General features: G+C 63.0%; 22 protein-coding genes. 18 read left to right on the forward strand and 4 right to left on the reverse strand.

All coding sequences use genetic code 11. The features are described 5' to 3' along the window. The first annotated feature begins 929 nt into the window (after positions 1-929). From KHP16_RS26735 to KHP16_RS26775, 10 genes are all read left to right on the forward strand, one after another. The gene (locus KHP16_RS26735) at positions 930-1,247 is read left to right on the forward strand and encodes a hypothetical protein (protein WP_211961491.1); all 318 of its coding nucleotides are present in this window, start codon (positions 930-932) and stop codon (positions 1,245-1,247) included. A 134-nt stretch (positions 1,248-1,381) separates the two neighbouring features. Next, a complete protein-coding gene (locus tag KHP16_RS26740; RefSeq protein ID WP_211961492.1) occupies positions 1,382-1,717 on the forward strand; it encodes a hypothetical protein in 336 nt (111 codons plus the stop codon). A gap of 106 nt (positions 1,718-1,823) precedes the next feature. Further along, positions 1,824-2,192, forward strand: a complete 369-nt coding sequence (locus KHP16_RS28720) for a DUF6984 family protein (protein ID WP_415831420.1) — start codon at positions 1,824-1,826, stop codon at positions 2,190-2,192. A 202-nt stretch (positions 2,193-2,394) separates the two neighbouring features. Next, positions 2,395-2,835: a hypothetical protein gene (locus tag KHP16_RS26745; protein WP_211961494.1), complete on the forward strand. Its 441-nt coding sequence runs from the start codon at positions 2,395-2,397 to the stop codon at positions 2,833-2,835. A 149-nt stretch (positions 2,836-2,984) separates the two neighbouring features. Next, positions 2,985-3,557 (forward strand): hypothetical protein, encoded by a 573-nt coding sequence (locus tag KHP16_RS26750; protein ID WP_211961496.1) that lies wholly within the window; start codon positions 2,985-2,987, stop codon positions 3,555-3,557. A gap of 489 nt (positions 3,558-4,046) precedes the next feature. Beyond that, positions 4,047-4,622, forward strand: a complete 576-nt coding sequence (locus KHP16_RS26755; protein ID WP_211961498.1) for a hypothetical protein — start codon at positions 4,047-4,049, stop codon at positions 4,620-4,622. Between the two features lie 202 nt (positions 4,623-4,824). Then, on the forward strand, positions 4,825-5,835 hold the full coding sequence (waaC, locus tag KHP16_RS26760; RefSeq protein ID WP_211961499.1) for a lipopolysaccharide heptosyltransferase I: 1,011 nt from the start codon (positions 4,825-4,827) through the stop codon (positions 5,833-5,835). Positions 5,836-6,081: 246 nt separating this feature from the next. After that, entirely contained in the window at positions 6,082-6,432 is a 351-nt protein-coding gene (locus KHP16_RS26765; protein WP_109585596.1) for an antibiotic biosynthesis monooxygenase family protein, read from the forward strand. Between the two features lie 9 nt (positions 6,433-6,441). Further along, positions 6,442-7,185 (forward strand): sulfite exporter TauE/SafE family protein, encoded by a 744-nt coding sequence (locus KHP16_RS26770; RefSeq protein WP_109585595.1) that lies wholly within the window; start codon positions 6,442-6,444, stop codon positions 7,183-7,185. A 106-nt stretch (positions 7,186-7,291) separates the two neighbouring features. Beyond that, entirely contained in the window at positions 7,292-8,455 is a 1,164-nt protein-coding gene (locus KHP16_RS26775; protein ID WP_211961501.1) for an extracellular catalytic domain type 1 short-chain-length polyhydroxyalkanoate depolymerase, read from the forward strand. On the opposite strand, the gene KHP16_RS26780 is transcribed toward KHP16_RS26775, so the two are convergent. Together KHP16_RS26780 and KHP16_RS26785 are read right to left on the reverse strand one after the other, a co-directional pair. Then, positions 8,452-8,748, reverse strand: coding sequence for a 2Fe-2S iron-sulfur cluster-binding protein (locus tag KHP16_RS26780; protein ID WP_415831421.1), 297 nt, complete (start codon positions 8,746-8,748; stop codon positions 8,452-8,454). The genes KHP16_RS26775 and KHP16_RS26780 overlap by 4 nt on opposite strands. Next, positions 8,735-9,358 (reverse strand): IMPACT family protein, encoded by a 624-nt coding sequence (locus tag KHP16_RS26785; RefSeq protein WP_211961505.1) that lies wholly within the window; start codon positions 9,356-9,358, stop codon positions 8,735-8,737. The genes KHP16_RS26780 and KHP16_RS26785 overlap by 14 nt, the downstream gene beginning before the upstream one ends. A 173-nt stretch (positions 9,359-9,531) precedes the next feature. Here KHP16_RS26785 and KHP16_RS26790 point away from each other — a divergent pair, with 173 nt between their 5' ends. From KHP16_RS26790 to KHP16_RS26820, 7 genes are all read left to right on the forward strand, one after another. Then, positions 9,532-10,296 (forward strand): SDR family oxidoreductase, encoded by a 765-nt coding sequence (locus KHP16_RS26790; protein WP_244836069.1) that lies wholly within the window; start codon positions 9,532-9,534, stop codon positions 10,294-10,296. A gap of 127 nt (positions 10,297-10,423) precedes the next feature. Beyond that, positions 10,424-11,035, forward strand: coding sequence for a DUF938 domain-containing protein (locus KHP16_RS26795; RefSeq protein ID WP_109585591.1), 612 nt, complete (start codon positions 10,424-10,426; stop codon positions 11,033-11,035). Positions 11,036-11,124: 89 nt separating this feature from the next. After that, positions 11,125-12,414: a CaiB/BaiF CoA transferase family protein gene (locus KHP16_RS26800; RefSeq protein WP_244836072.1), complete on the forward strand. Its 1,290-nt coding sequence runs from the start codon at positions 11,125-11,127 to the stop codon at positions 12,412-12,414. Between the two features lies 1 nt (position 12,415). Beyond that, a complete protein-coding gene (locus KHP16_RS26805) occupies positions 12,416-13,243 on the forward strand; it encodes an HpcH/HpaI aldolase/citrate lyase family protein (RefSeq protein WP_211961509.1) in 828 nt (275 codons plus the stop codon). A gap of 366 nt (positions 13,244-13,609) precedes the next feature. Continuing rightward, the gene (locus KHP16_RS26810) at positions 13,610-14,974 is read left to right on the forward strand and encodes a TolC family protein (RefSeq protein WP_415831422.1); all 1,365 of its coding nucleotides are present in this window, start codon (positions 13,610-13,612) and stop codon (positions 14,972-14,974) included. A 4-nt stretch (positions 14,975-14,978) separates the two neighbouring features. After that, positions 14,979-16,175: an efflux RND transporter periplasmic adaptor subunit gene (locus KHP16_RS26815; RefSeq protein WP_109585605.1), complete on the forward strand. Its 1,197-nt coding sequence runs from the start codon at positions 14,979-14,981 to the stop codon at positions 16,173-16,175. A 15-nt stretch (positions 16,176-16,190) separates the two neighbouring features. Next, positions 16,191-19,292 carry an efflux RND transporter permease subunit gene (locus KHP16_RS26820; protein WP_109585587.1) on the forward strand — a complete coding sequence of 1,034 codons (3,102 nt, stop codon included), beginning with the start codon at positions 16,191-16,193 and terminating at the stop codon, positions 19,290-19,292. Between the two features lie 63 nt (positions 19,293-19,355). Here KHP16_RS26820 and KHP16_RS26825 read toward each other — a convergent pair whose 3' ends face one another. Next, the gene (locus KHP16_RS26825; protein WP_211961511.1) at positions 19,356-19,700 is read right to left on the reverse strand and encodes an ElaB/YgaM/YqjD family protein; all 345 of its coding nucleotides are present in this window, start codon (positions 19,698-19,700) and stop codon (positions 19,356-19,358) included. 201 nt (positions 19,701-19,901) lie between these two features. Continuing rightward, positions 19,902-20,315 carry a hypothetical protein gene (locus KHP16_RS26830; RefSeq protein ID WP_109585585.1) on the reverse strand — a complete coding sequence of 138 codons (414 nt, stop codon included), beginning with the start codon at positions 20,313-20,315 and terminating at the stop codon, positions 19,902-19,904. 251 nt (positions 20,316-20,566) lie between these two features. Here KHP16_RS26830 and KHP16_RS26835 point away from each other — a divergent pair, with 251 nt between their 5' ends. Then, positions 20,567-21,352 (forward strand): SDR family NAD(P)-dependent oxidoreductase, encoded by a 786-nt coding sequence (locus KHP16_RS26835; protein WP_109585584.1) that lies wholly within the window; start codon positions 20,567-20,569, stop codon positions 21,350-21,352. Positions 21,353-21,361: the final 9 nt, after the last annotated feature.

Below are 21,361 nucleotides of genomic sequence, written 5' to 3' on the forward strand. Positions count from 1 at the left end.
GGCGCGCGCCGGACGCGAGGAGCTATATTGCACAGCGCTTCCCCGATTTTGCCTTGGCTGCTTATGCGGATCTCTGCCTTCTGGCGGAGCACGTCGATGAATTTCTGGCGAAACAGTAACTGGCCGGCGGCGGAGACTTTGAAGCTCGGCAGGGCTTAAGGCGCCTCTGCGGAGCATGCGTTAAGAAACTTGATTGCGAAAATAGGTGAAAATAGACGTTAACGATTATTAGTGGGAACGATTTTTTCAGGAATGTAAATTTCACTGCTCCGTCGCAGACGCTTACGTATATCATCGGATTTTCCATGTTTGCATGGTTTGATGGTAGGCCGCGATGGTTGGGGGTCGTCCTGTTTTTGCTTGGATTCTTGCTAATGTCAGTGGGATATTTTTCTGCGCGTGCCCAGCTGTCTCGCCTATGGGTTTTCGGAGAAGCGGGCTGGAAAAAGGACAAGCGAACATAATTTACGAGGGTTTTGCATTAACTTAATGTTATATTTTACATTGGTTGAATAGGATTTGAGTGTCGCGGTTGGGGTGCGCGCAACTGCAATGGCGATTGGGGCGGCCCTCTACGCATTTAACGGAATCATCCGAGGCTAGAATAAAAATGAATTGGATGAAAATCTTATTCGCATTGAAGATCAGTATTGTGGTTGGCGGTGCTGCGTCAGTTGGGGCGATTTTTTGGGGGATGGTTTTCGCCGGGGTAGCACAGAAAATAGTTGGATTAGGTGAGCGAGAAAGCATGTTATTGGTGTTTTGTCCAACGGCTGTCTTAGTGGGAATCTACTTGCTGATTTTCCTTCCGTCGCCGTTAAGAAAGGCCGGAATATTGGGTCGTCCTCTTCGCGAAATGGGACCTTGGTGGAGGAATGGTTGAGGTAACTCCGAAAAATTCGATTACGAAAATAACGTGAAAGTGGATCGTGAACAATTATTCGTTGAGCCGATTTTTTAGAAATGGAAATTTCACTGCTCTGTCGCAGACGCTTGCGTATGTCATCGGATTCTCCATGTTCTTTGCTGCTGCATGGTTTGATGTTAGGCCGAGATGGGTAGGGATCTTCCTGATTTTGCTTGGATTATTGCTAATGTCAGTGGGATATTTTTCCGCGCGTGCACAGTTGTCTGGACTATGGGTTTTCGGAGAGCCAGATTGGAAAAAAGCCAAGCGAACATATCAGGATAATAATGAAAAGACGCAAGCCACACCTGCAGTAAAGCCCGATGAAGATAAAGGCTGATGCTCAAAGAAGGAAGGGTCCTGCTTCGGACGCATGCTAATCCCATATAAACGAGAAAGAAGATCCGTGGACAACACCGCGGCTCGGTCATTGGTGCATCATCCTTTATGTCTCACAATCGATCTCCCCTCGCAATGGCGATTGCGATTGCGGCGAACCTCTACGTATCCAAGGGAAACACCCAGGGCCTACCGCCCCCCAGTCAATCCGCCGCATTGACTAACGCCGAACAAGACCAACGCACGCGCCAACAACAAGAATCCCGCGAACTTGCCGCCGCGATCAATGCGCCCGCCGTCCGCGGCGAGGCCATCGCGCGGGCTGAGTACCCGACCTTGCCACAGGAAGCCCCCCGCTTTCGCATCACGCAATTCCAGCTCGAAGTCCCAAAAGACTTCCCGCCTGCCATGCAGGCCATCGGCGCCTCGGCATTGCCATGGACCCTTTTGCTTTCGCCCAGCAATGGCTAACGCACTACGCAGGCGAATTTGGTGAAAGAGTATGCGGCCGCAATGCGCGGAGTGTTCCCGCAGTTCAAGGCATAAACGTTGGCCGGATCACAGTGCGAGGCGAAAAATGAGAGCTATATCTAGCGCGGAAGCATCTCTTCTGAAATTCCTTTGCGGGATCGCCGAGCGAGTTGACCTTCCTGACAACTTAGAAGGCGTAATGGTGCAGAGTCTGGGCGATGGAGGGATGGGAAGTTCTCAGTTGGTAGCCGAGGTGCCTCCCGATTATCAGAGCAGCACACATAAAGAAATGGTCTCGACTGCGCAATCATTCGACTCGGATGGGGGGCTCGTCTTGGCTACGCTCTTCGTCAATAGGGAACATATTCCATGCGAAATAGACATATGGAAAGTGGATTTCACGTCCATAAAATCTTTTCCAGTGAATTGGGATGTTGCTGACATTCCTAGATTGCCGGGGAGTGGTCAAATGTAATGGAGCGGAACCCCAGATACGGCACAAAGAGATTTCAATGCGCTTAGTCCCACGGAGGTGAGAACCGTTAGAACTCCACGAGGAGAGGTAGTGATGGGAACGCTCGACGACGGGAGTAAAGTCATATTGCGTCCTAGCAAGGACGGTCGCACCACGATTGAATTTCAGAGTTCCAGCGGCAGAACAACCGAGGAGATACGGTATGGAGAGAAATAGAAGCTGCCCTGTTTCGGGATATGAGTTGGCGATACTTCGCAGCTTTTTCTCGGAAAGCGGTATTCTGCAGAAATCCGTTATGAAGCAACGATCCTGGATCGTGGGCGAGATTGACGATAAATCGCTCTTCGGTAATGATGCAGAGAACATCGGGCTCGCATTCCAGGGAAGCGAAAATGCCACATTTCTTGTGGTTAGTGTTACCGAACTGATTTCAAATCGAAGCACTGTGTTGGCGCATGAATTCACTGCGGACAAGACAGGAGTCGAAACGTTTCAAAGCCCAGACTGGTATGCGCTGAATTTAGATGACTGTGTCCTCTTTACTCTGCCTATGACGGGGATAGTTGTTCGCCCTGGCGAAGTGGATATTACTTTCATCGCGGGGCCTCAGCCGTTTGTTAATGCCGCACTTGGCCGACGTTAGTTTGGCAACGGCAAAGAATCCCGCGAGCGCGCCGCCGCCATCAGCGCACCTGCAGCCCGCGGCGGGACCATCCCGCGCGCCGAGTGCCACGCGGTGCGGCAGGAAGGACAAGGGATCACCCGAGGCCGAAGCCGCACGCGCGGCACTGCGTGGGATCGTCGGGTGTGCCGGCGCGGCGGCGGCTAGCCAATCGGCGACATTGCCAGGGCCGAGTATGGAAAATTAATCAAGGGAAAGTGATGGGGTGTCTAGATATTGTTTTTACACCGACCAGTGGAATTATTCCATCTGTTCAGGGTTTTTCGGTGGGTGCTCGCCTTGGGCGTATACAAATATATTTTTCAGACAACAACTTCAAGAAATTGCTAGTTGATATTTACTGGGATCTTAACGAAATCGCAAATTGGTTTGTCGTAAACAATAAGCATATTCAGGGTGAGAGAATCCCGGGATTCGTGGAAGATAGAGGGTCGATATTCGATTCAATAAAATGGGTGTATGAGTATTTTGATCGTTATTCCGATGATCAGTTGGACGAGTTGTTTGAATATAGAAGGCGTCACGAGTTTTGCTTTGCTGTTCGGGGAGTCCAAGTCCCTGAACTCTATATGGGGATCGGGAAAAATGGCATGGAGGTGTCGGGGGAAGGAGAGGGGGAGAGATACGTATATTATGTTGATGTTTGTTTTGATGAGTTCATTGAAAAATTAATTAATTTGTAATTATTTTTAACTTGAGCGAACGTTTTGCGGCTGTAGCCGCGTGCGGTACAAAGGGTGCTGCGTAGTCGGCGCCGTCCCGAGCTCCCGCACATTGAATAGAGGTAAGGTGGCTTATTTGACCAATGGGGATGTCAGCCGAGGTTTCAATGTCGATGAAATATGGAATATTCTATATTTCGTTGGTACAGAAAAACTTACGGATAACCTTGCTCGTCGGAATCTGTTGTCATGGGATGCTATCGATATGGAGAGTAATCCGGATTTTCTCGATTTTATAAAGCGAAGCTATGCTTCCGTTAAGATAAGTTAAGAGAATTGGCTTGTCGTTTTCCCTGGCGTGGCGTCGGAGAAAGCCAGTTGGCGGGCGAGAGAGGGTTCAAGATAAGCGGTGAACGCCTGGGTGGGGCTGTTACGGCGCGGCGCTCGGACAGGCCGAAGAGTATCGGGAGCGCACCATTGGGTGATGTGAGTGTCGAGTTCGAGGGGGTTATGGAAAATCGTGGCGTATTCGAATATCTGGTCAAAAATCAGGGGAATGCTACCGCAGCACTGCTCGCATCCATCCACTATGTAAATGATGTATTCCGTCGAAGTGGTGTTTTTCGCGATCTATTCGTTTTGATCGGCGATTCAACCTGGCAACCAAACACAAGAGTTGTCAGACATCTTGGTGCGACAGGCAGACGGCGACCGGGTGGAATTGATTTCGGATCCCCACCCGAGGTCACGGGCCTGGTGGAAAATGAAGAAGCGGGATTGAAGTTCTTTGGTATGACAAAAATCTCGGCCGACGCCCTCGATAAATTGCCCGCCGTGTTGACGGCGGGGGCTTGCTGCTATCTCGTTGCGCTTCCCAGCGATGAACACTGGCGCCCATCGTTGGAGGAAGGCTTCTCTGGAGATTGGCGTGCCGACTTCGCGCTTATTTCGGCTATCGCTGAGCACGGCGGCATCCTGATGCGTCGCGTCGGATTTTTTGATGACCCGGAAATCGGGCTGGAAGGGATAGCTGATGCGGCAGTGCTGGCGAGCTTAGACCTCTCGCCAGGCATTAACCATTCGTGATATGGCGGACAAGGACGGCTTTAGGGCAGTTTCGGCCCATACGGTGCCTGTCACCCCAAGGCAGATCGCATATCTCCGAGAGCGCCCCGCAATGTGATCTTTATCAAATGTGACAGGCCGGGGCACTGGTAATTTTCGTCCCGTCTCCGGCTCACATTCATAGGCAGTTGCCAAGGCCGGAATCGCTTCCACTCGCGATCCCATGCCCAGCCATCACGACCGTGCCACGCAACAGCCTGCCGCCGCGCAGAACGTACTCATCGTGCGAACGTCCTCGATGGGCGACCTCGTTCACACACTCCCCGCGATCACCGAACTCAAGGCGCATCACCCGCATCTGCGCATCAGCTGGCTCACCGAGGCCGCGTTCGCGGATATCCCCGCGCTCCATCCCGGGATTAGCGAGGTCATTCCCATTGCCTGGCGCCAGTGGCGAACGCAGTTGCTGCATCGCGCGACATGGCGGGAGCTCGGCGCGCTGCGCGGAAAGCTGCGCGACACGCCGTGGAAGATGGTGCTCGATTGCCAGGGGTTGTTCAAGAGCGCCGCATTTGCCGCGCTTGCGGGCGGTCCGCTTGTTGTGGGCTATGACCATGGCAGCGTCCGCGAACGCATCGCGTGCCTGTTTTATCAGCGAAGGCATCCGGTGAGCTGGCGCTTGTCCGCCGTGCAACGCAACCGGCGGCTCTTTGCCGCGGCATTTGGCTATCACACGAGCGGTGTTCCGGATTTCGGCCTGACGGCGGGCCCCCGTCCTCCCTGGCTGCAGTCGGGGCCCTATGCCGTGATGCTGCATGCGACGAGCCGGGTCGCCAAGGCGTGGCCCGAGACGATGTGGACGACACTGGGACGCCGACTCCATGCCGAACAGGGCCTCCGGGTCGTGCTGCCGTGGGGCAGTGCCACGGAACGACAACGTTCGGAGCGGCTGGCGGCCGCCATTCCCCACGCGACCGTGGCCCCGCCTGCCTGCATCAAAGAGGCGGCATCGCTCATCGGCCACGCCACCGCGGTCATCGGCGTGGACACCGGCCTCACGCATCTGGCCAACGCCCTGAACGTGCCGCTGGTCGCCCTCTACACGGACACCGACCCGGCGCAAACCGGCGTGGTGGAATCCCCTCGAGCCATGAACCTCGGCAATGTCGCAAAGTGCCCCACCGTCGAGAACGTATGGCACGCCCTCCGCACGGTGCAGGGCGAATGGGCATGACGCGTGACATGCACGACATACTGGAACGCGCCGTCGAGCGACTCCGTACCGTCGGGTTCGTCATCGTGGTCTTGCTGACGCTACTCTGGTCGCACCCGCGCGCCGAATTCGACGACGACACGGTGTAAGGCCTGCCCTTAGGCATTCCACACTTCATGCCCCCATGAAGCATCCCTCGGCTCCGCGTGTCATTATTCCCCGCATCCGCTGACACGACGCGCATACCGATAACAACAAGGAGCCCCCATGATCGCCGTCATCTTCGAAGTCCAACCCGCCGAGGGCAAGCAAAATGCGTATCTGGACATCGCCGCCACGCTCAAGCCGATACTGGAAACCATCGACGGCTTTATCTCCGTCGAGCGGTTCCAGAGCCTGACCACGCCGGGAAAGATCCTCTCGCTATCGTTCTTCCGAGACGAGCAGGCGGTCATGGCATGGCGGAATACGTTCGAGCATCGCCGCGCACAGGAGGCGGGACGCGGTGGCGTGTTTGCCGGGTACCGGTTGCGCGTGGCGCAGGTGCTGCGGGATTACGGCATGGAAGAGCGCGACGAGGCGCCCACCGACAGCCGCAGCATCCACGATCGCCAATAAGGAACGCGCATGTCGATCGAACTCTACGCCTTCATCGCATTCACCTTCCTGCTCGCGGGCTTCGTCAAGGGCGTCGTGGGACTAGGCCTGCCGACCGTTGCCGTGGGCCTGCTGGGCCTGACGATGCCGCCCGCGCAGGCGGCCGCATTGCTCGTCGCCCCGTCGATGGTCACCAACATCGTCCAGCTCTTCAGCGGCCCGCGCTTCGGCCAGCTGGTGCGCCGCCTGTGGCCGATGCTCGTGATGATCTGCGCGGGCACGATCGCCTGCGCCGCGCTCGTGCCGGCGAAGATGATGGCGAACGCAACGCCCGCGCTCGGCGTGGCACTCGTGATCTACGCATTGATGGGGCTCGCCGCGGTCAAGCTCAACGTGCCGCCGCGCGCCGAGCGCTGGCTCGCGCCAATCGTCGGCTTCGTGACCGGTGCCATCACCGCCGTGACCGGCGTGTTCGTGATTCCCGCCGTGCCCTATCTGCAAGGCCTCGGACTGGACAGGGAAAGCCTTGTACAGGCACTCGGCCTGTCGTTCTCGATCTCCACCATCGCGCTGGCCATCGGTCTGGCGATGAATGGCGAGCTGCTGCACACCCCGGTGCTCTGGACGTCGGCCCTCGCCCTCGTACCCGCGCTCGGCGGGATGTTCCTCGGCCAATGGCTGCGCCACCGCATTAGCGCGGAACGGTTCCGCAAACTATTTTTCTCCGGCCTGCTGATCCTCGGCGGCGAACTGGCCCTGCGCGGCATCCTCTGACGACGGACGCCGCAAATAGCTGACACATTGCTTCCGCAAACTAGTGCACGATCACGGATTGGCGGATCGGCAACCGTGGTAGGCACGGCAAGGGAGGCGAGTCGGCATGAAGCGGCGCACAGGCAGCACCAAACTGTGGACCACGCTGGGCAAGCAGGCCGCGCGCAGCGCGCGCCGGCTGCAACGCAGCGTCACGGATTCGGTCCTGCGCACGGCGCGCGAGCAGAGCACCGCGGTCGGCAAGGCGATGGGCACTGCCGCGCGGCAGGCGCTGTCTGGCGTGGCCACGCCCGCGCGCCCGCCCATCACGCGCAAAGGCGGTACAGGCGGTGTGTGGGAAGAGGGCCTGTGGGGCTTCGGCTTCGGACTCGGCCACACGCAGCGCCGCTATCGGCTATATGTGCCGCCAGGTGTCAGCGCGGCACGACCCGCGCCACTGCTCGTCCTGCTGCACGGCTGTGGGCAGGACGCCGCCAGTTTCGCCGCCAGCACGCGGGTGGCTTCCATCGCGCGCGACGCGCGATGGATCGTGCTGATGCCCGAGCAATCTGTACAAGCCAACGCGCAACGCTGCTGGCAGTGGTTCACACCGTCCACGCGCGGCGCGGCCGAAGCCGCATTGCTGATGTCCATGGTCGACCATGTCTCCCGCCGCTACGCCGTGCTGGCCGATCGCGTCTGCGCGATGGGCCTCTCCGCGGGCGGCGCCATGGCGATGTTGCTGGGCCTGCGCTATCCGGATCGCTTTGCCGCCATCGCCTCGCACTCGGGCGCGGCGCCGTATAGCGCCACCAACGCGACGCAGGCCGCGCGCGCCATGCGCGGCGAGCGGGTGGCCGATGCGGGCGCCGCCAGACTGGCGCTCGCCGGGCGCCGTCCGCCGCCGCTCGTGCTGCTCCATGGCGACGAAGACCCGGTGGTGACCTACGACAGCGCCACGGGCGCGGCGGCGCTATGGCTCGAGCTGATGCCGTCGGACGGTGCGGCCGCCGAACCGCTGCCCGTCAGACGCATCCGCCGTGGGACGCGTCGCGCGATAGAGGTATTCGATTGGCAGACGCGCGGCGGGCAGGCACTCGGCGAGCAACCCCGCGGACAGACCGGCGCTTCATCGACACCGCATCCCTTCCTGCGCCTCGTCAAGGTCGAAGGGCTGCGCCATGCATGGAGCGGCGGCGCGCCCGGACAGGCATTCTCCGATCCGACCGGACCGGATGCCCTCAAGATCGCGCTGCGCTTCTTCTCGGTAAACGGACGCGGCGCTGCCTAGGTCGTGCCGACGGGCTCGAAGGCAACATCGGAAGTCGGGCAAGCCACGCACGGCAGGATAAACCCGTCTTCCTTCTCGTCGAGACTCAGTCCCGGCCATTCGATCCGATATCGCACGCTGCCCGCGTGCAGCATGCTGAGGCAGGCACGACAGGTGCCGTTGCGGCAGGAGCTCGGCAGACGCATGCCGTCGAGCAGCGCGGCCTCCAGCAGGCTCAGATCGGCCGGCGCTTCAAACGTCGTGCCGACGGGCAGCACGGTGGCGTGGTAGGTACGATCGTCAGACATCGCCATCGCCACCATCGCCATCGTCCGGAAAGCACGCCCGGCCATGCGTGGCGTCGCGCAGCGTGTCAATCGCTTCCGCACGCATCGCCGCCGGCAGCTTGATCTCGAGCCGGGCCAACGCGCCATACGCGGTATCCGCGAGCGAGCAGCCCTGCGCAGCCGACTGTTCGAGCCACCGGCGCACGCGCGGCTCGTCGGCATAGTCGACCTCGATGACCAGGGTCGCATACGCGATGCGCTCGATCCGCTCGGCCTGCTTGAGCGCGCCCGCAATCGCATCGGTATAGGCGCGCACGAGCCCGCCCGCGCCGAGCTTCACGCCACCGTAGTAGCGCACCACGGTCGCCAGCACGCCGTCGAGGTCATGGTGCCGCAGCACTTCGAGAATCGGCCGTCCCGCCGTGCCGGACGGCTCGCCATCGTCGGACATGCCCGACTGCCCGCCTGCCAGCAGCGCCCAGCAGACATGCGTCGCGGTGGGATGCAACGCGCGTAGCCGCTCGATCTCGGCCATGGCGGCATCGCGATCGGCGACGGGAACGGCCTGGGCAATGAAGCGGCTCTTGCGGATGTCGATTTCCGCGTGGACCGGGGAGGCAAGCGTATAGGTGGGCAAGACTGGGTGGGCAAGACTAGGTTGGCAAGACAGCACGGAGAAACCGGTGTGAAGCCTGCAGTGTAACGTCGTCAAAGGCGGCCGTGCGAGGCGGCCGCGGAGCGGCGACACGGATGGCGCAGTATCCTTGCGGCACCGACTACCGTGGGAAGAGGGCAGACATGGATATCCAGATGAACGGTCGCACGGCGATCGTGACCGGCGCGAGCAAGGGCCTCGGCCTGGCCGTGGCCACGCAGTTCAGCGCATGCGGCGCGGAGGTCGTCATCGCCGCACGCGGCGCGGAGGCGCTCGAGGCCGCGCGGCGCACGCTCGCGGAGACCCACGGCGCGAAGATCGCCGCGGTGCAATGCGACGTGTCCACCGCCGATGGCGTGCGGCAGCTTTACGACGGTGCAATGCAGGCATTCGGCAAGGTCGACATCATCGTCAACAACGCCGGCGTATCGCGCGCGAGCCCGTTCGAGGCCACCACCGACGAAGAATGGCAGGCCGACCTCGACCTCAAGCTGTTCGCAGCGATCCGGCTTACCCGGCTCGTGTGGCCGCAGATGAAGGAAAGGCGCTGGGGCCGCATCATCAACGTGCTGAACACCGGCGCGAAGGCGCCAGGTCTGAACTCGTTGCCGACCACCGCATCGCGCGCGGCGGGTATGGCGCTGACCAAGGCGCTGTCGAAAGAGGGCGCACCCTTCGGTGTGCTCGTCAACGCCTTGCTCGTCGGCCGCATCGAAAGCGACCAGTGGGCGCGGAAGGCGGAGAAGACCGGTGTAAATCTCGACGCGGTGCTCGCGGAGATGGGCGCCGATATTCCCGCGGGACGCGTGGGGCGCGCGGACGAGTTCGCGTCGATCGCCTGCTTCCTCGCGTCGGACCTCGCGTCGTATATCGCGGGGACAGCGATCAACGTGGACGGGGGCGCGTCGCCGGTTGTTTAGCGATTTGTCGGGAAAGAACGTTGCGGACGCAAGTCGGCAAAGGGAGGGTGACCTCAGCAGGCGCGGATTTTGTTACGCTTGCGATCTGGTGCCGGACCGGTGCCCGAATCCCCCACACTTTCTTCCCATGACCGCTCAGAATCTGGACGCCCGTCGCATGGCGCCCGCCACCGAACGCAACCGCGAACCGATTCTCGCCGTGCTGCGCGAGGTGTTGCCCGCCACCGGCACCGTGCTCGAGATCGCAAGCGGAACCGGGCAGCATGCCGTGCACTTTGCCGGGGCATTGCAGGGCCTGGACTGGCAGCCGAGCGATCCCGATGCCACCTCCCGCGACTCGATCGCCGCCTGGATCGCGCATGCGGGGTTGTCCAACGTGCGCGCGCCGCTCGCGCTCGACGTGCATCGCGAGCCATGGGGCATCGAGCGCGCGGATGCGATCGTCTGCATCAACATGATCCATATCTCGCCATGGACCGCGACGGAGGCGCTCTTCGCGGGCGCCGGCCGCGTGCTCGACAGCGGCGGCGTGCTGTTCCTCTATGGCCCTTACCGCCGCAACGGCGCGCATACGGCGCCGACCAATGCCGCATTCGACGAGCAGCTGCGCGCGGCGAATGCGACGTGGGGCGTGCGCGACATGGAGACCGTCATCGAGCTCGGCGCGGCGCACGGGCTGACGTGCGAGGCGCAGTTGCCGATGCCGGCCAACAACTTCAGTCTGGTGTTCCGGCGCTGATCGCCATGCCTGGGGACGGGCAGGCTATTGCGTAGCCTTACCGACCCTTCCGCAATCGCAAGTTCACAGCGGCGGGGTTTGGCGGGAAGATGGGCGGCATCGAACAGCCGCTCATTCCCGCCGCCATGTCGCAAGCCGCAAGTCAAGCTCAGTCCCCTCAGTCCGCTCAGTCCCCTCAGTCCCCTCAGGCCGCTCAGTCCTCCCGGCCCGCCCGGCCCCTGGAGTGCATCACGGTCGTCTCCCTCGAGCAGGCCATCGCCGCACCCTTCTGCACGCGCCAGCTGGCGGACCTCGGTGCCCGGGTGATCAAGATCGAGCGGCCGGGCCCGGGCGACTTCGCGCGCGCCTACGACTCGCGCGTGCGCGGGCTGTCGTCGCACTTCGTCTGGACCAACCGCTCCAAAGAGAGCCTGTCGCTCGACGTCAAGTCCCCCGAGGCCGCGCCGCTGCTGGAGGCGTTGCTGGCCAAGACGGACGTGCTCGTCCAGAACCTCGCCCCCGGCGCGTCCGCCCGCCTCGGGCTCGACTTCGAAACGCTTTCCGAGCGGTATCCACGCCTGATCGTCTGTGATATCTCCGGTTACGGCGGCGATGGCCCCTATCGCGACAAGAAGGCCTACGACCTGCTCGTGCAGAGCGAATCCGGCTTCGTGTCGGTGACGGGCACGCCGGAGGAGGGCGTCAAGGCAGGCGCGTCGGTGGCCGATATCGCCGCCGGCATGTATGCATACAGCAATATCCTCGCCGCGCTGATCGAGCGCGGGCAGACGGGGCGCGGCAAGCGCATCGACGTATCGATGCTCGAATCGATGGTCGAGTGGATGAGCTTCCCGATGTACTACGCGTTCGAAGGCGCGGCACCGCCGCCGCGCGCGGGTGCGGCGCACGCCACGATCTATCCCTACGGCCCGTTCCCGACCGGCGACGGCAAGACCGTGATGCTTGGCCTGCAGAACGAGCGCGAATGGGCGGTTTTCTGCGACGCCGTGCTCGGCGAGCCCGCGCTGGCGACGCATCCGGACTTCTCGAGCAATTCGCTGCGCAGCGCCAACCGCGCCCCGTTGCGCGCCCATATCGTCGAGGCGTTCTCGCGGCTCACCGCGGAGCAGGTCGTCGAACGGCTGGAAAGCGCGAAGATCGCCAACGCCAACGTCAATACGATGGCGGACGTCTGGCAGCATCCGCAGCTCGCCGCGCGGGACCGCTGGCGCACGATCGACTCGCCCGTCGGCCCGATACCGGCGCTGCTGCCGCCTGGTCAGACCGACGCCTGCATGAACCCCGTACCGGCGGTCGGCCAGCATACCGATGCCATCCTTGCTGAACTGGGCTATTCGCAAGAGGCCATTGCCCGCCTGCACGACGGCGAGGTGGTCTGAGATGGCCGCCCGCAACCACCCGCGCAGCTATCTATTTGTCCCCGCCTCGCGCCCGGACCGCATCGGCAAGGCGATTGCGGCGGGCCCGGACGCCGTGATCGTCGATCTCGAAGACGCGGTGGCGCCGGACGACAAGGATGCGGCCCGTGCCGCGCTCGCCCCGGCATGGGCAGACCTCCGTCCTCAGGCTGACGCCGCCGGCGTGGCGTTGCTGGTCCGTGTGAACGGCGCGGATACGGCTTGGTTCGAAGCGGATCTCACCACTTGCCGGCAGATGGGCGTGTCCGCAGTGGTGCTGCCCAAGGCGGATCCCCCGGCATTGCGCGCCATGCGGTCGCTCTTGCCCGATACCGCTTGCCTGGCGTTACTGGAATCGGCAGCCGGATTTGACGACCTGCGTGCCGTGGCCCGGGCGCCCGGCGTCGAGCGTCTGTTGTTCGGCAGCATCGACCTCATGGCCGACCTCGACGTGGCGGACGATGGCGCGCCGCTCGATTATTTCCGCAGCGCGATCGTCGCCGCCTCCCGTGCGGCGGGCCTTCCGGCGCCCGTGGATGGCGTCTGCACCGCCATCGGCGATGCCGAGGCGCTTGCCGCGGACACCGCGCGGGGCCGCCGATTCGGCTTCGGCGCCAAACTGCTGATCCACCCGAATCAGGTGTCCGGCGTTCACGCGGCGCTGGCGCCGTCGGCAAACGCCCTCGCCTGGGCGCGGCGCGTGGTCGATCAGGCCGCTGCCGCCAAGGGCGCGGCCATCGCGGTGGACGGCAAGATGGTCGACAAACCGGTACTGGACCGCGCGCTGCGGATCCTCGCCGCCGCGCAATAAATGCGCGCCACGCCACCTACCGGCGTGTCGAAATGACGTCAAAACGGCGTGTGGTTCATCACCCGCGCGCAATAACCGCGCAGGCGCAAACGCGGCGCTGAGAATCGCCGAATAATGCCATTCGGGTTTTCCTTTATACGGGGTTAGCCCGATTTCTTGCGTTTTGGCGGACAGATGAAAGGCGTTTGTAATGCGAGTCGGTTTGAATGACGCTCGAGAGATCGTGCGCAGTCATCAACAAAACCATATTGCACTGCGGTTATCCGGGATAAAGGGCGTCTAAAAAGAAAATTGCCATTCCGGTGCACCGTTCGGCTGGCACGGTCGTTTACCTCTGACCGTTTGTCGACTCGAGCCGAACTGATCGTGCATTTTCCTGTTTCCCGTGCTGCCGTGGCGATGCTGCTGGCCCTGGCGGCCACTGGCGGGCGTGCTGCCAGCCAGTCCCTGCCGCCCGACGGCCCCTGCGTGCCGCCACCCGCCAAGGCCGCGCTGACGCTGTCGCAGGCGCGCCTTGACGCCGAACGTTGCAATCGAGACATCATTTCCGCGCGCCGCGGCGAAGAGGCCAGCCAGGCCGATATCCAGATCGCGTCGCAGCGTCCCAACCCGGTGCTCAGCGTCGGCGTTGCCAATATCAACCAGACCTATGGCATCGGCTCGGGCAATCTCCGCAGCAAGACCGTCGATTCCACGTTCCGCGTCGATCAGGTCATCGAGACCGCCAACAAGGGCAATCTGCGCGTAGATGCCGCGCGCAAGTCCAGCGCCGCCGCCGGTGAACAGGTGCAGGCCGTCATCGCGCAGCAGCTGGGTGCGGTCGATCAGGCATGGTACGAGGCCGTCGTCAGCCAGGAGCGCGTGGAGGTCCTGACCGAGATGGTCGGCCTGTACGGCCGCACGCAGCAGGCCAACGAAGCGCGCCTCAAGGCCGGCGACGTGTCGCGTTCGGATGTGACCAAGCTCCAGCTGGACACCCTCCGCGCCCAGAACGATCTGCGCGCGGCGCAGGCCGACCATGCGCGCGACAAGGCCGCGCTGGCCGCCACGATCGGCGTGCCGGGCACGCTGGCGGACAACCGCCTGATTCCAGACTGGCCGTCGCTCGATACGCCGGTGCCGCCCGTCGATCCCGACACGCTGCAGCGCCGCCCCGACGTGACAGCGGCCGAGGCGCGCCTTGCGGCCGCCGCCGCCAGCCGCGACGTGGCGCGCGCGGGCCGCGTACCCGATGTGACCGTCGGCGCGCAGTACGAGCACTATCCGCTGTCCGAGACAAACACGACAGGCAGCGGCAACAGCTGGGGCGTGTTCGTGTCGATCCCGCTGTTCGTGCGGCACAGCTACGGCGGCGAAGCGCGGCGTGCCGAGGTCGATTACTACGCGGCGCTCGACGATCGCAACCGCATCCTGCTGGCGGCGCAGAACGACATCGAGCGTCTGCGCTCGCAACTGGAGTCGGCGCGCCTGTCGCTGAAGCAGATGCGCGAGTCCGTGCTGCCCGCTGCGGAGAGCGTGGCCAACAGCGCCGAGTTCGCCTACGGCAAGGGCGCGTCGGGCGTGCTCGACCTGCTGGACTCGCGTCGCGCGCTGCGCCAGACGCGGCTGGACGCCGTCGAGGCGCAGGGCGATTACGCCAAGGCGCTGGCCGCCTACCGCACGGCCCTGCAGGCCACCAATACCGATATCAACAAGCTTCCCCAGGTCCGCACCGATGCGTCGCGTCAATAACAGCATGCAGAGATTTACCGAGATGTCCGTCCTGTCCCGCACCGGTATGGCCCGGCTCGCCGCCGTCTCGCTGTGCGCGCTCGCGCTCGTGGCGTGCGGCAAGAAGGCCGTGGAAGAAAACGACGACGATCCGAAGGTCGTCGGCCAGGTCATCACGTTCCCGGAAAGCGTCCGTTCGCTGCCGGGTATCGCCAGCCAGCCCGTCAAGCTGGGCGGCGAGCGCATGCTGAGCATGCCGGGCCGTCTGGTATGGGACGAGGACAAGACCGTGCGCATCAGCTCGCCGTTCGCGGGCCGCGTGACCGAGATCCTCGTCCAGCCCGGCACGTCCGTGAAGATGAACCAGCCGCTCGCGATGCTGACTTCGCCGGACTTCGGCCTCGCGCAGGCCGATGCACGCAAGGCCGCCGCGGATAGCGCCTATGCGCAAAAGTCGCTCACGCGTCAGCGCGAGCTCTACGATGCGGGCGTGATCGCGCAGAAGGATTTCGAGCAGGCGCAGGCCGACAGTGCCCGTGCGATGGCGGACCTCCAGCGCACGCAGGCCGCGCTGCGCATGTACGGCACCGCCAACGACAACGTCAATCAACGGTTCTCGCTGCGCAGCCCGATCGATGGCCTCGTGGTCGAGCGCAACATCAATCCGGGTCAGGAACTGCGTCCCGACCAGCCGCCCGCATCGCCGCTGTTCCTTATCACCGATCCCAGCACGCTGTGGGCGCAGCTCGATGCCACGGAAGCGGACCTCGCGCTGTTCAAGCCGGGCGTGACCGTCAAGCTGACCAGCGCCGCGTATCCGGGCGAGACGTTCCCGGGCACCGTGGTCAAGGTGGCCGACTACGTCGACCCGGCGTCGCGTAGCGTCAAGGTGCGGCTCGTCGTGCCGAATGCCGACCGCCGACTCAAGGCCGAAATGTTCGTGACGGCCCGCCTGCAAGCCGCGTCGTTCAAGGGCATCGCGGTGCCGGCGAAGGCCGTTTTCCTGGCCGACAACAAGAACTACGTGTTCGTGCGTCCGTCGCAGAACGTGTTCGAGCGCCGCCAGGTGACGCTCGGCGTGTCGCTGCCCGGTACGACCGAAGTGCTCGAGGGGCTCAAGGATGGCGAAGTCGTCGTGACCGACGGCAACCTGTACCTGCAGGACATCCTGCGCGATGCCACCGCCGTCAACAGCGTGCGCGCCGCCGCCGCCAAGCAGTAAAAGGACCGCGGCCACATGATCTCGCGCATCGTCAGTTTTGCGCTTCACCAGAAGCTGTTCGTCTGGCTGGGGCTGCTCATTTTCATCGCCGGCGGTCTCGCCGCCTTCAAGAACCTGCCAATCGAGGCGTTCCCGGACGTCTCGGACATTCAGGTCAACGTCATCACGTTGTACCCGGGCCGCGCGGCCGAGGAAGTGGAGCGCCAGGTCACGATTCCGATCGAGACCGCGCTCGCCGGCACGCCGAATTCCGTGCGCGTGTTCTCGCACACGCAGTTCGGCCTGTCGTTCATGATGGTGACCTTCAACGACAAGGCCACCGACGTGACCGCGCGCCAGCAGATCCTCGAGCGCCTGCGCGGCGTCGACCTGCCGGATGGCGTAAGCCCCGAGCTCGCGCCGCTGTCGACGGCCATCGGTGAAATCTATCGTTTCCGCCTGACCGGGAAGGGCTACTCCGCGCAGGAGCTACGCACGCTACAGGACTGGGTGGTCGAGAAGAACCTGCGCCAGGTCCCCGGCGTTGCGGACCTCGTGACCATCGGCGGCACCATCAAGCAGTACGAGGTCAACCCGAACCTCGCGCGCATGCGCGATGCCAAGATCTCGCTGTCGCAGCTGTTCACCGCGCTGCAACGCGCGAACTCGAACGCGGGCGGCGGCTCGGTCAGCCATGGCCGTCAGCAGTACCTGCTGCGTTCGCTCGGCAGCTACCGCACGTCGGCCGATATCGCCAACACCGTAGTGGCGGAAAACAACGGCACGCCGATCCTCGTCAAGGACATCGCCGAGGTGAAGATCGGCGCCGCGCCGCCGCAGGGCCTGATGGGCCAGGACAACGAAGACGACATCGTGTCGGGCATCGTGGTCATGCGGAAGGGCGAGAACCCGTCCATCGTGCTCGAGTCCCTGAAGCAGAAGATCGAAATGCTCAACGGCTCGATCCTGCCGAAGGGCGTCAAGATCGTCCCGTACTACGACCGCTCGACGCTGATCGACAAGACGCTGCACACCGTGTTCGGCAACCTCGTCGAGGGCGCGCTGCTGGTGATGGCGGTGTTGTACCTGTTCCTCGCCAACGTGCGCGCGGCGGCCATCGTCGCGCTCGTGATTCCGCTGGCGCTGCTGTCGACGTTCCTCGGCCTGACATGGGTGGGCATTCCGGCCAACCTGCTGTCGCTCGGCGCGATGGACTTCGGGATCATCGTCGACGGCGCGGTGATCGTCGTCGAGAACATCTTCAAGCGGCTGGGCGAGCTCAAGGAACAGCAGATCAAGGACAAGAAGGCGCGGCTATACGCGATTCTTCAGGCCACCACGGAAGTGGGCCGGCCGACCGTGTTCTCGATGGTGATCATCATCGCGGCGCACATCCCGATCTTTACGCTGCAGCGTCACGAGGGCAAGATTTTCGCGCCGATGGCGTACACGGTGACGGGCGCGCTGATCGGTTCGCTGATCCTCTCGCTGACGGTAGTGCCGCTGCTTTGTCATCTGCTGCTCACCAAGAACATCTCGCACGAAGACAACTTCATCGTGCGCCACAGCAAGCGGCTGTACGAGCCGATCCTGACGTGGGCGCTCGGCCACAAGAAGGCCGTGGTCGGCGTGTCGCTCGGTCTGCTCGTCGCGACCGTCGGCGTGGGCAAGTTCCTCGGCAGCGAATTCCTGCCCGAACTCGACGAAGGCTCGATGTGGGTCAGCTTCGACCTGCCCGCGTCGGTGTCGATCGACGAGGCGCGGGAACAGGCGCATATCCTGCGCGACGTCATCCGCAAGACGCCCGAGGTCAACACCACGATCTCCAAGGTGGGCCGGCCCGATGACGGTACCGATCCGAAGCTGATCAACACGGTGGAAATCCTCGTCGACCTGAAGGGCGACAAGCAGTGGCGCGCGGGATACGACAAGCGCAAGATCATTACCGAGATCGACCGCAATCTGCGCGCGCTGCCCGGTATCGAGCCGAATTTCTCGCAGCCGGTGCGTGACAACATCCTCGAGAGCATCTCGCAGATCAAGGGCCAGATCGTCATCAAGGTGCAGAGCGACAGCCTCGAGCACAACAAGCAGGTGGCCGACCAGATTCTGGCCAACGTGCAGACGGTCAAGGGCGTGATGCGCGCGTTCATCGACCGCGATGGCGAACTGCCCCAGTACGTGCTGGACTTCGATCGTGCGCAGGCGGCGCGCTACGGCATCAATGTGGCCGACGTGCAGGACCTGATGGAAACCGCACTGGCGGGCAAGGCCGCGACCGAGCTCTGGGAGGGCGAGCGCCACTTCAGCGTGGCCGTGCGCCTCAAGCCGAACGAGCGCGAGCTGCCCAACCTGCCGAACATCTTCATGCAGACGGCCGATGGCGCGCAGGTTCCGCTGTCACAACTTGTGACGTTCCGCGCAGCGTCGGGCGCGATGAACATCAGCCGCGAGAACGGGCAGCGCACGACGTCGATCGGCATCTTCATCCGCGACCGCGACATGGGCAGCGTGGTGAAGGACATGCAGGCGCTGGTCAAGAAGAACGTGAAGACCGACGACGTGAAGATCGGCTGGTCGGGCGAGTTCGAGAACCAGGAGCGCGCGATGGCCCGACTGTCGATTGTCGTGCCGCTGTCGGTGCTTCTGATCTTCCTGCTGCTGTTCAACGCGTTCAAGTCGTTCAAGAGCGCCACGCTGATCATCTCGAACATCCCGTTCGCGCTGATTGGCGGCGTCTTCGCGCTGTTCATCACCGGCATTCCGCTGTCGGTGTCGGCGGCGATCGGCTTCATCGCGCTGTTCGGTCAGGCGGTGCTCAACGGCGTGGTGATGGTGACGTACTTCAACCAGCTGCGCGACGAGGGCATGCCGCTGCGCCAGGCTGTCCTCACGGGCTCCATGGACCGTCTGCGCACCGTGCTGATGACGGCGCTGCTGGCGATGCTGGGCCTGTTCCCGATGGCCATCTCCCGCGCCATCGGCTCGGAGACGCAGCGCCCGCTAGCCATCGTGATCATCGGTGGCCTCATCACCGCCACGATGCTCACGCTCATCGTGCTGCCGACGCTCTATGAATGGATGGTCGGCCGCAACTGGCCGGATGAAGAAGTCGAAGGCAAAACCGCCGAGGCCTGAGCAGCGAAAAAGGGGGCGGCGGCAGTGCCTGCCGCCGCCCCTCTTCTCAGCGGGTAAGGGCGATCAGTCGCGATAATGCGGCCGGCAGAGCAGCGCCCCTAGCAAGAATCCAATTCCCGCCGCCATCCCAAGCGCCCGCACCGGCTCCCGGTGCACATAATCCTTCGCGCACTCCTGGGCATGCTCCATCCGCTCGCAGGCATTGGCCGTCAGCGACTGCAACGCGTTCGAGCCGTGCTCCGCCTTGGCGAGGAATTTCTGCTTGGCCGCATCCACGGCGTCGCCGGTCAAACTGGGTAGCTGCGAAATCAGGTCGTCGAGATCCCGCGCGAGCTGGTCGCCTTTGGCGCGCAGTTGAGACGTGCTGTTGGAAGCAGAGTCCTGCGGATCGAGATTGTTGGGGTCCATGTCGCTCTCCGTTGATTGATTTGGTGAGAGCGTGGTCCCGCGCAGATTCCGTACCAGGCATCCGAACCGCCGGAAGCGCCCGTCGTACCGTGGCGGAAGATATCGGCCGTGAAAGAACCGCAACCGCAGGCAAGAGCGATTTTGTAAATTTCGCCCATGCCCGCGTTCAAGGTGAGGGACGTCAGGGAGGTCAGGGACCGGTCAGCCCTTGCGATGCGCATCCCGGTCGAGCGCCACTTCCGCCTCATTGCCACTGAAGCCCTTGTAATACAGATGCACGCCAATCGCGAGCGAATCGTGGCGAATCTCGTTGAGGGCCTTCCATGCCTTCACCGGATCCTTGAACACGAGGTAATGCGCCTCCTGTTCGATCAGCTCGGCCACCTTGTGCAGACCATGCACGTGCAGCGCATTGACGAGCGCGTCGAGGCTGCGGTGGGTGCGCGCATCGGTCCGCGGATACAGCATGTGCAGCACGGCCACGCGTTGGTCGGCCATCGTGCCCGACCACGCGGTAACGATGTCCTGATGGCGGATCGCGGTCACCACGTCGTCGGCGGCAACGGCCGGAACGTCGGTGGAGGCGGGAAGCAGGGTGTCAGGGGTGAGTCGCATGATGGGAAGCTCCTTTGGCAGGCGATTCGAAGTCCCTACTCTAGGCCAACCATTGCGAAGTAACAGCCCGATTCCGCTAACGGACTGTTTCGGTTTATGAACGAATCCGGACGGAACTTTCCACCTTTCAATCTTTGAAAGAAACGACCGAGGCGTGGCGCGGGCAAGCGGCTCACGCTCGCGATCGGTGCGGCATGCGAGGCTGCGGCGTATATTAGCGCTTTGATTTTTTCTTACAAAACGGGGGAGCGATGGATCTGCAATTGAAGGGCAAGGTCGTGCTGGTCACGGGTGGCAGCAAGGGCATCGGCCTCGCGTGCGCGCGCCTGTTCGCGCAGGAAGGCGCAAAAGTCGCCATCGCCGCGCGTAACCCGGAAGGCCTGGAAACCGCCGTGGCAAAGCTTGCCGCCGAGGGCCTGACCATCAAGGGCTTCTCCGCCGACCTCACTGTGCCCGCCGAAGCCGCCGCCTTGCGCGAGAGCGTGCAAGCCGCGCTCGGTCCGATCGACGTGCTCGTGAACTCCGCCGGCGCGGCCAAACGCACGCCCGCGGAACAGCTCACGGCCGCGCACTGGCACGCGGCCATGGAAGCCAAGTACTTCACGTACATCCACATGATGGAAGCCGTGCTGCCGGGCATGGCCGAGCGCCGCACCGGCAATATCGTCAACGTGGTGGGTGTCGGCGGCCGGGTCGCCTCGACGTTCCATCTCGGCGGCGGTGCCGCTAACGCGGCGTTGATGCTGGCGTCGACGGGCCTTGCCAATGCGTATGCGAGGCATGGCATCCGGATTAACGCGGTCAACCCGGGCACGACGGAGACCGATCGCTACCATGCGCGCATGGAGGTGGAAGCCGCCGCCGCCCACGTCAGCAAGGAAGAGGCGATGCGCGCGCTCACCGACAAGATGCCGATGGGCCGTCTGGCCTTGCCCGAGGAGGTCGCCGACATGGTGGTGTTCCTGGGTTCCGGACGCGCGGCATACGTCAACGGCGCCGTCATCGCCATCGACGGTGCGGCAAACCCCGTGCCCTGATTCCTGCTG

Origin of the sequence: Cupriavidus plantarum, assembly GCF_905397285.1 — a bacterium.
GTDB lineage: Bacteria > Pseudomonadota > Gammaproteobacteria > Burkholderiales > Burkholderiaceae > Cupriavidus > Cupriavidus plantarum.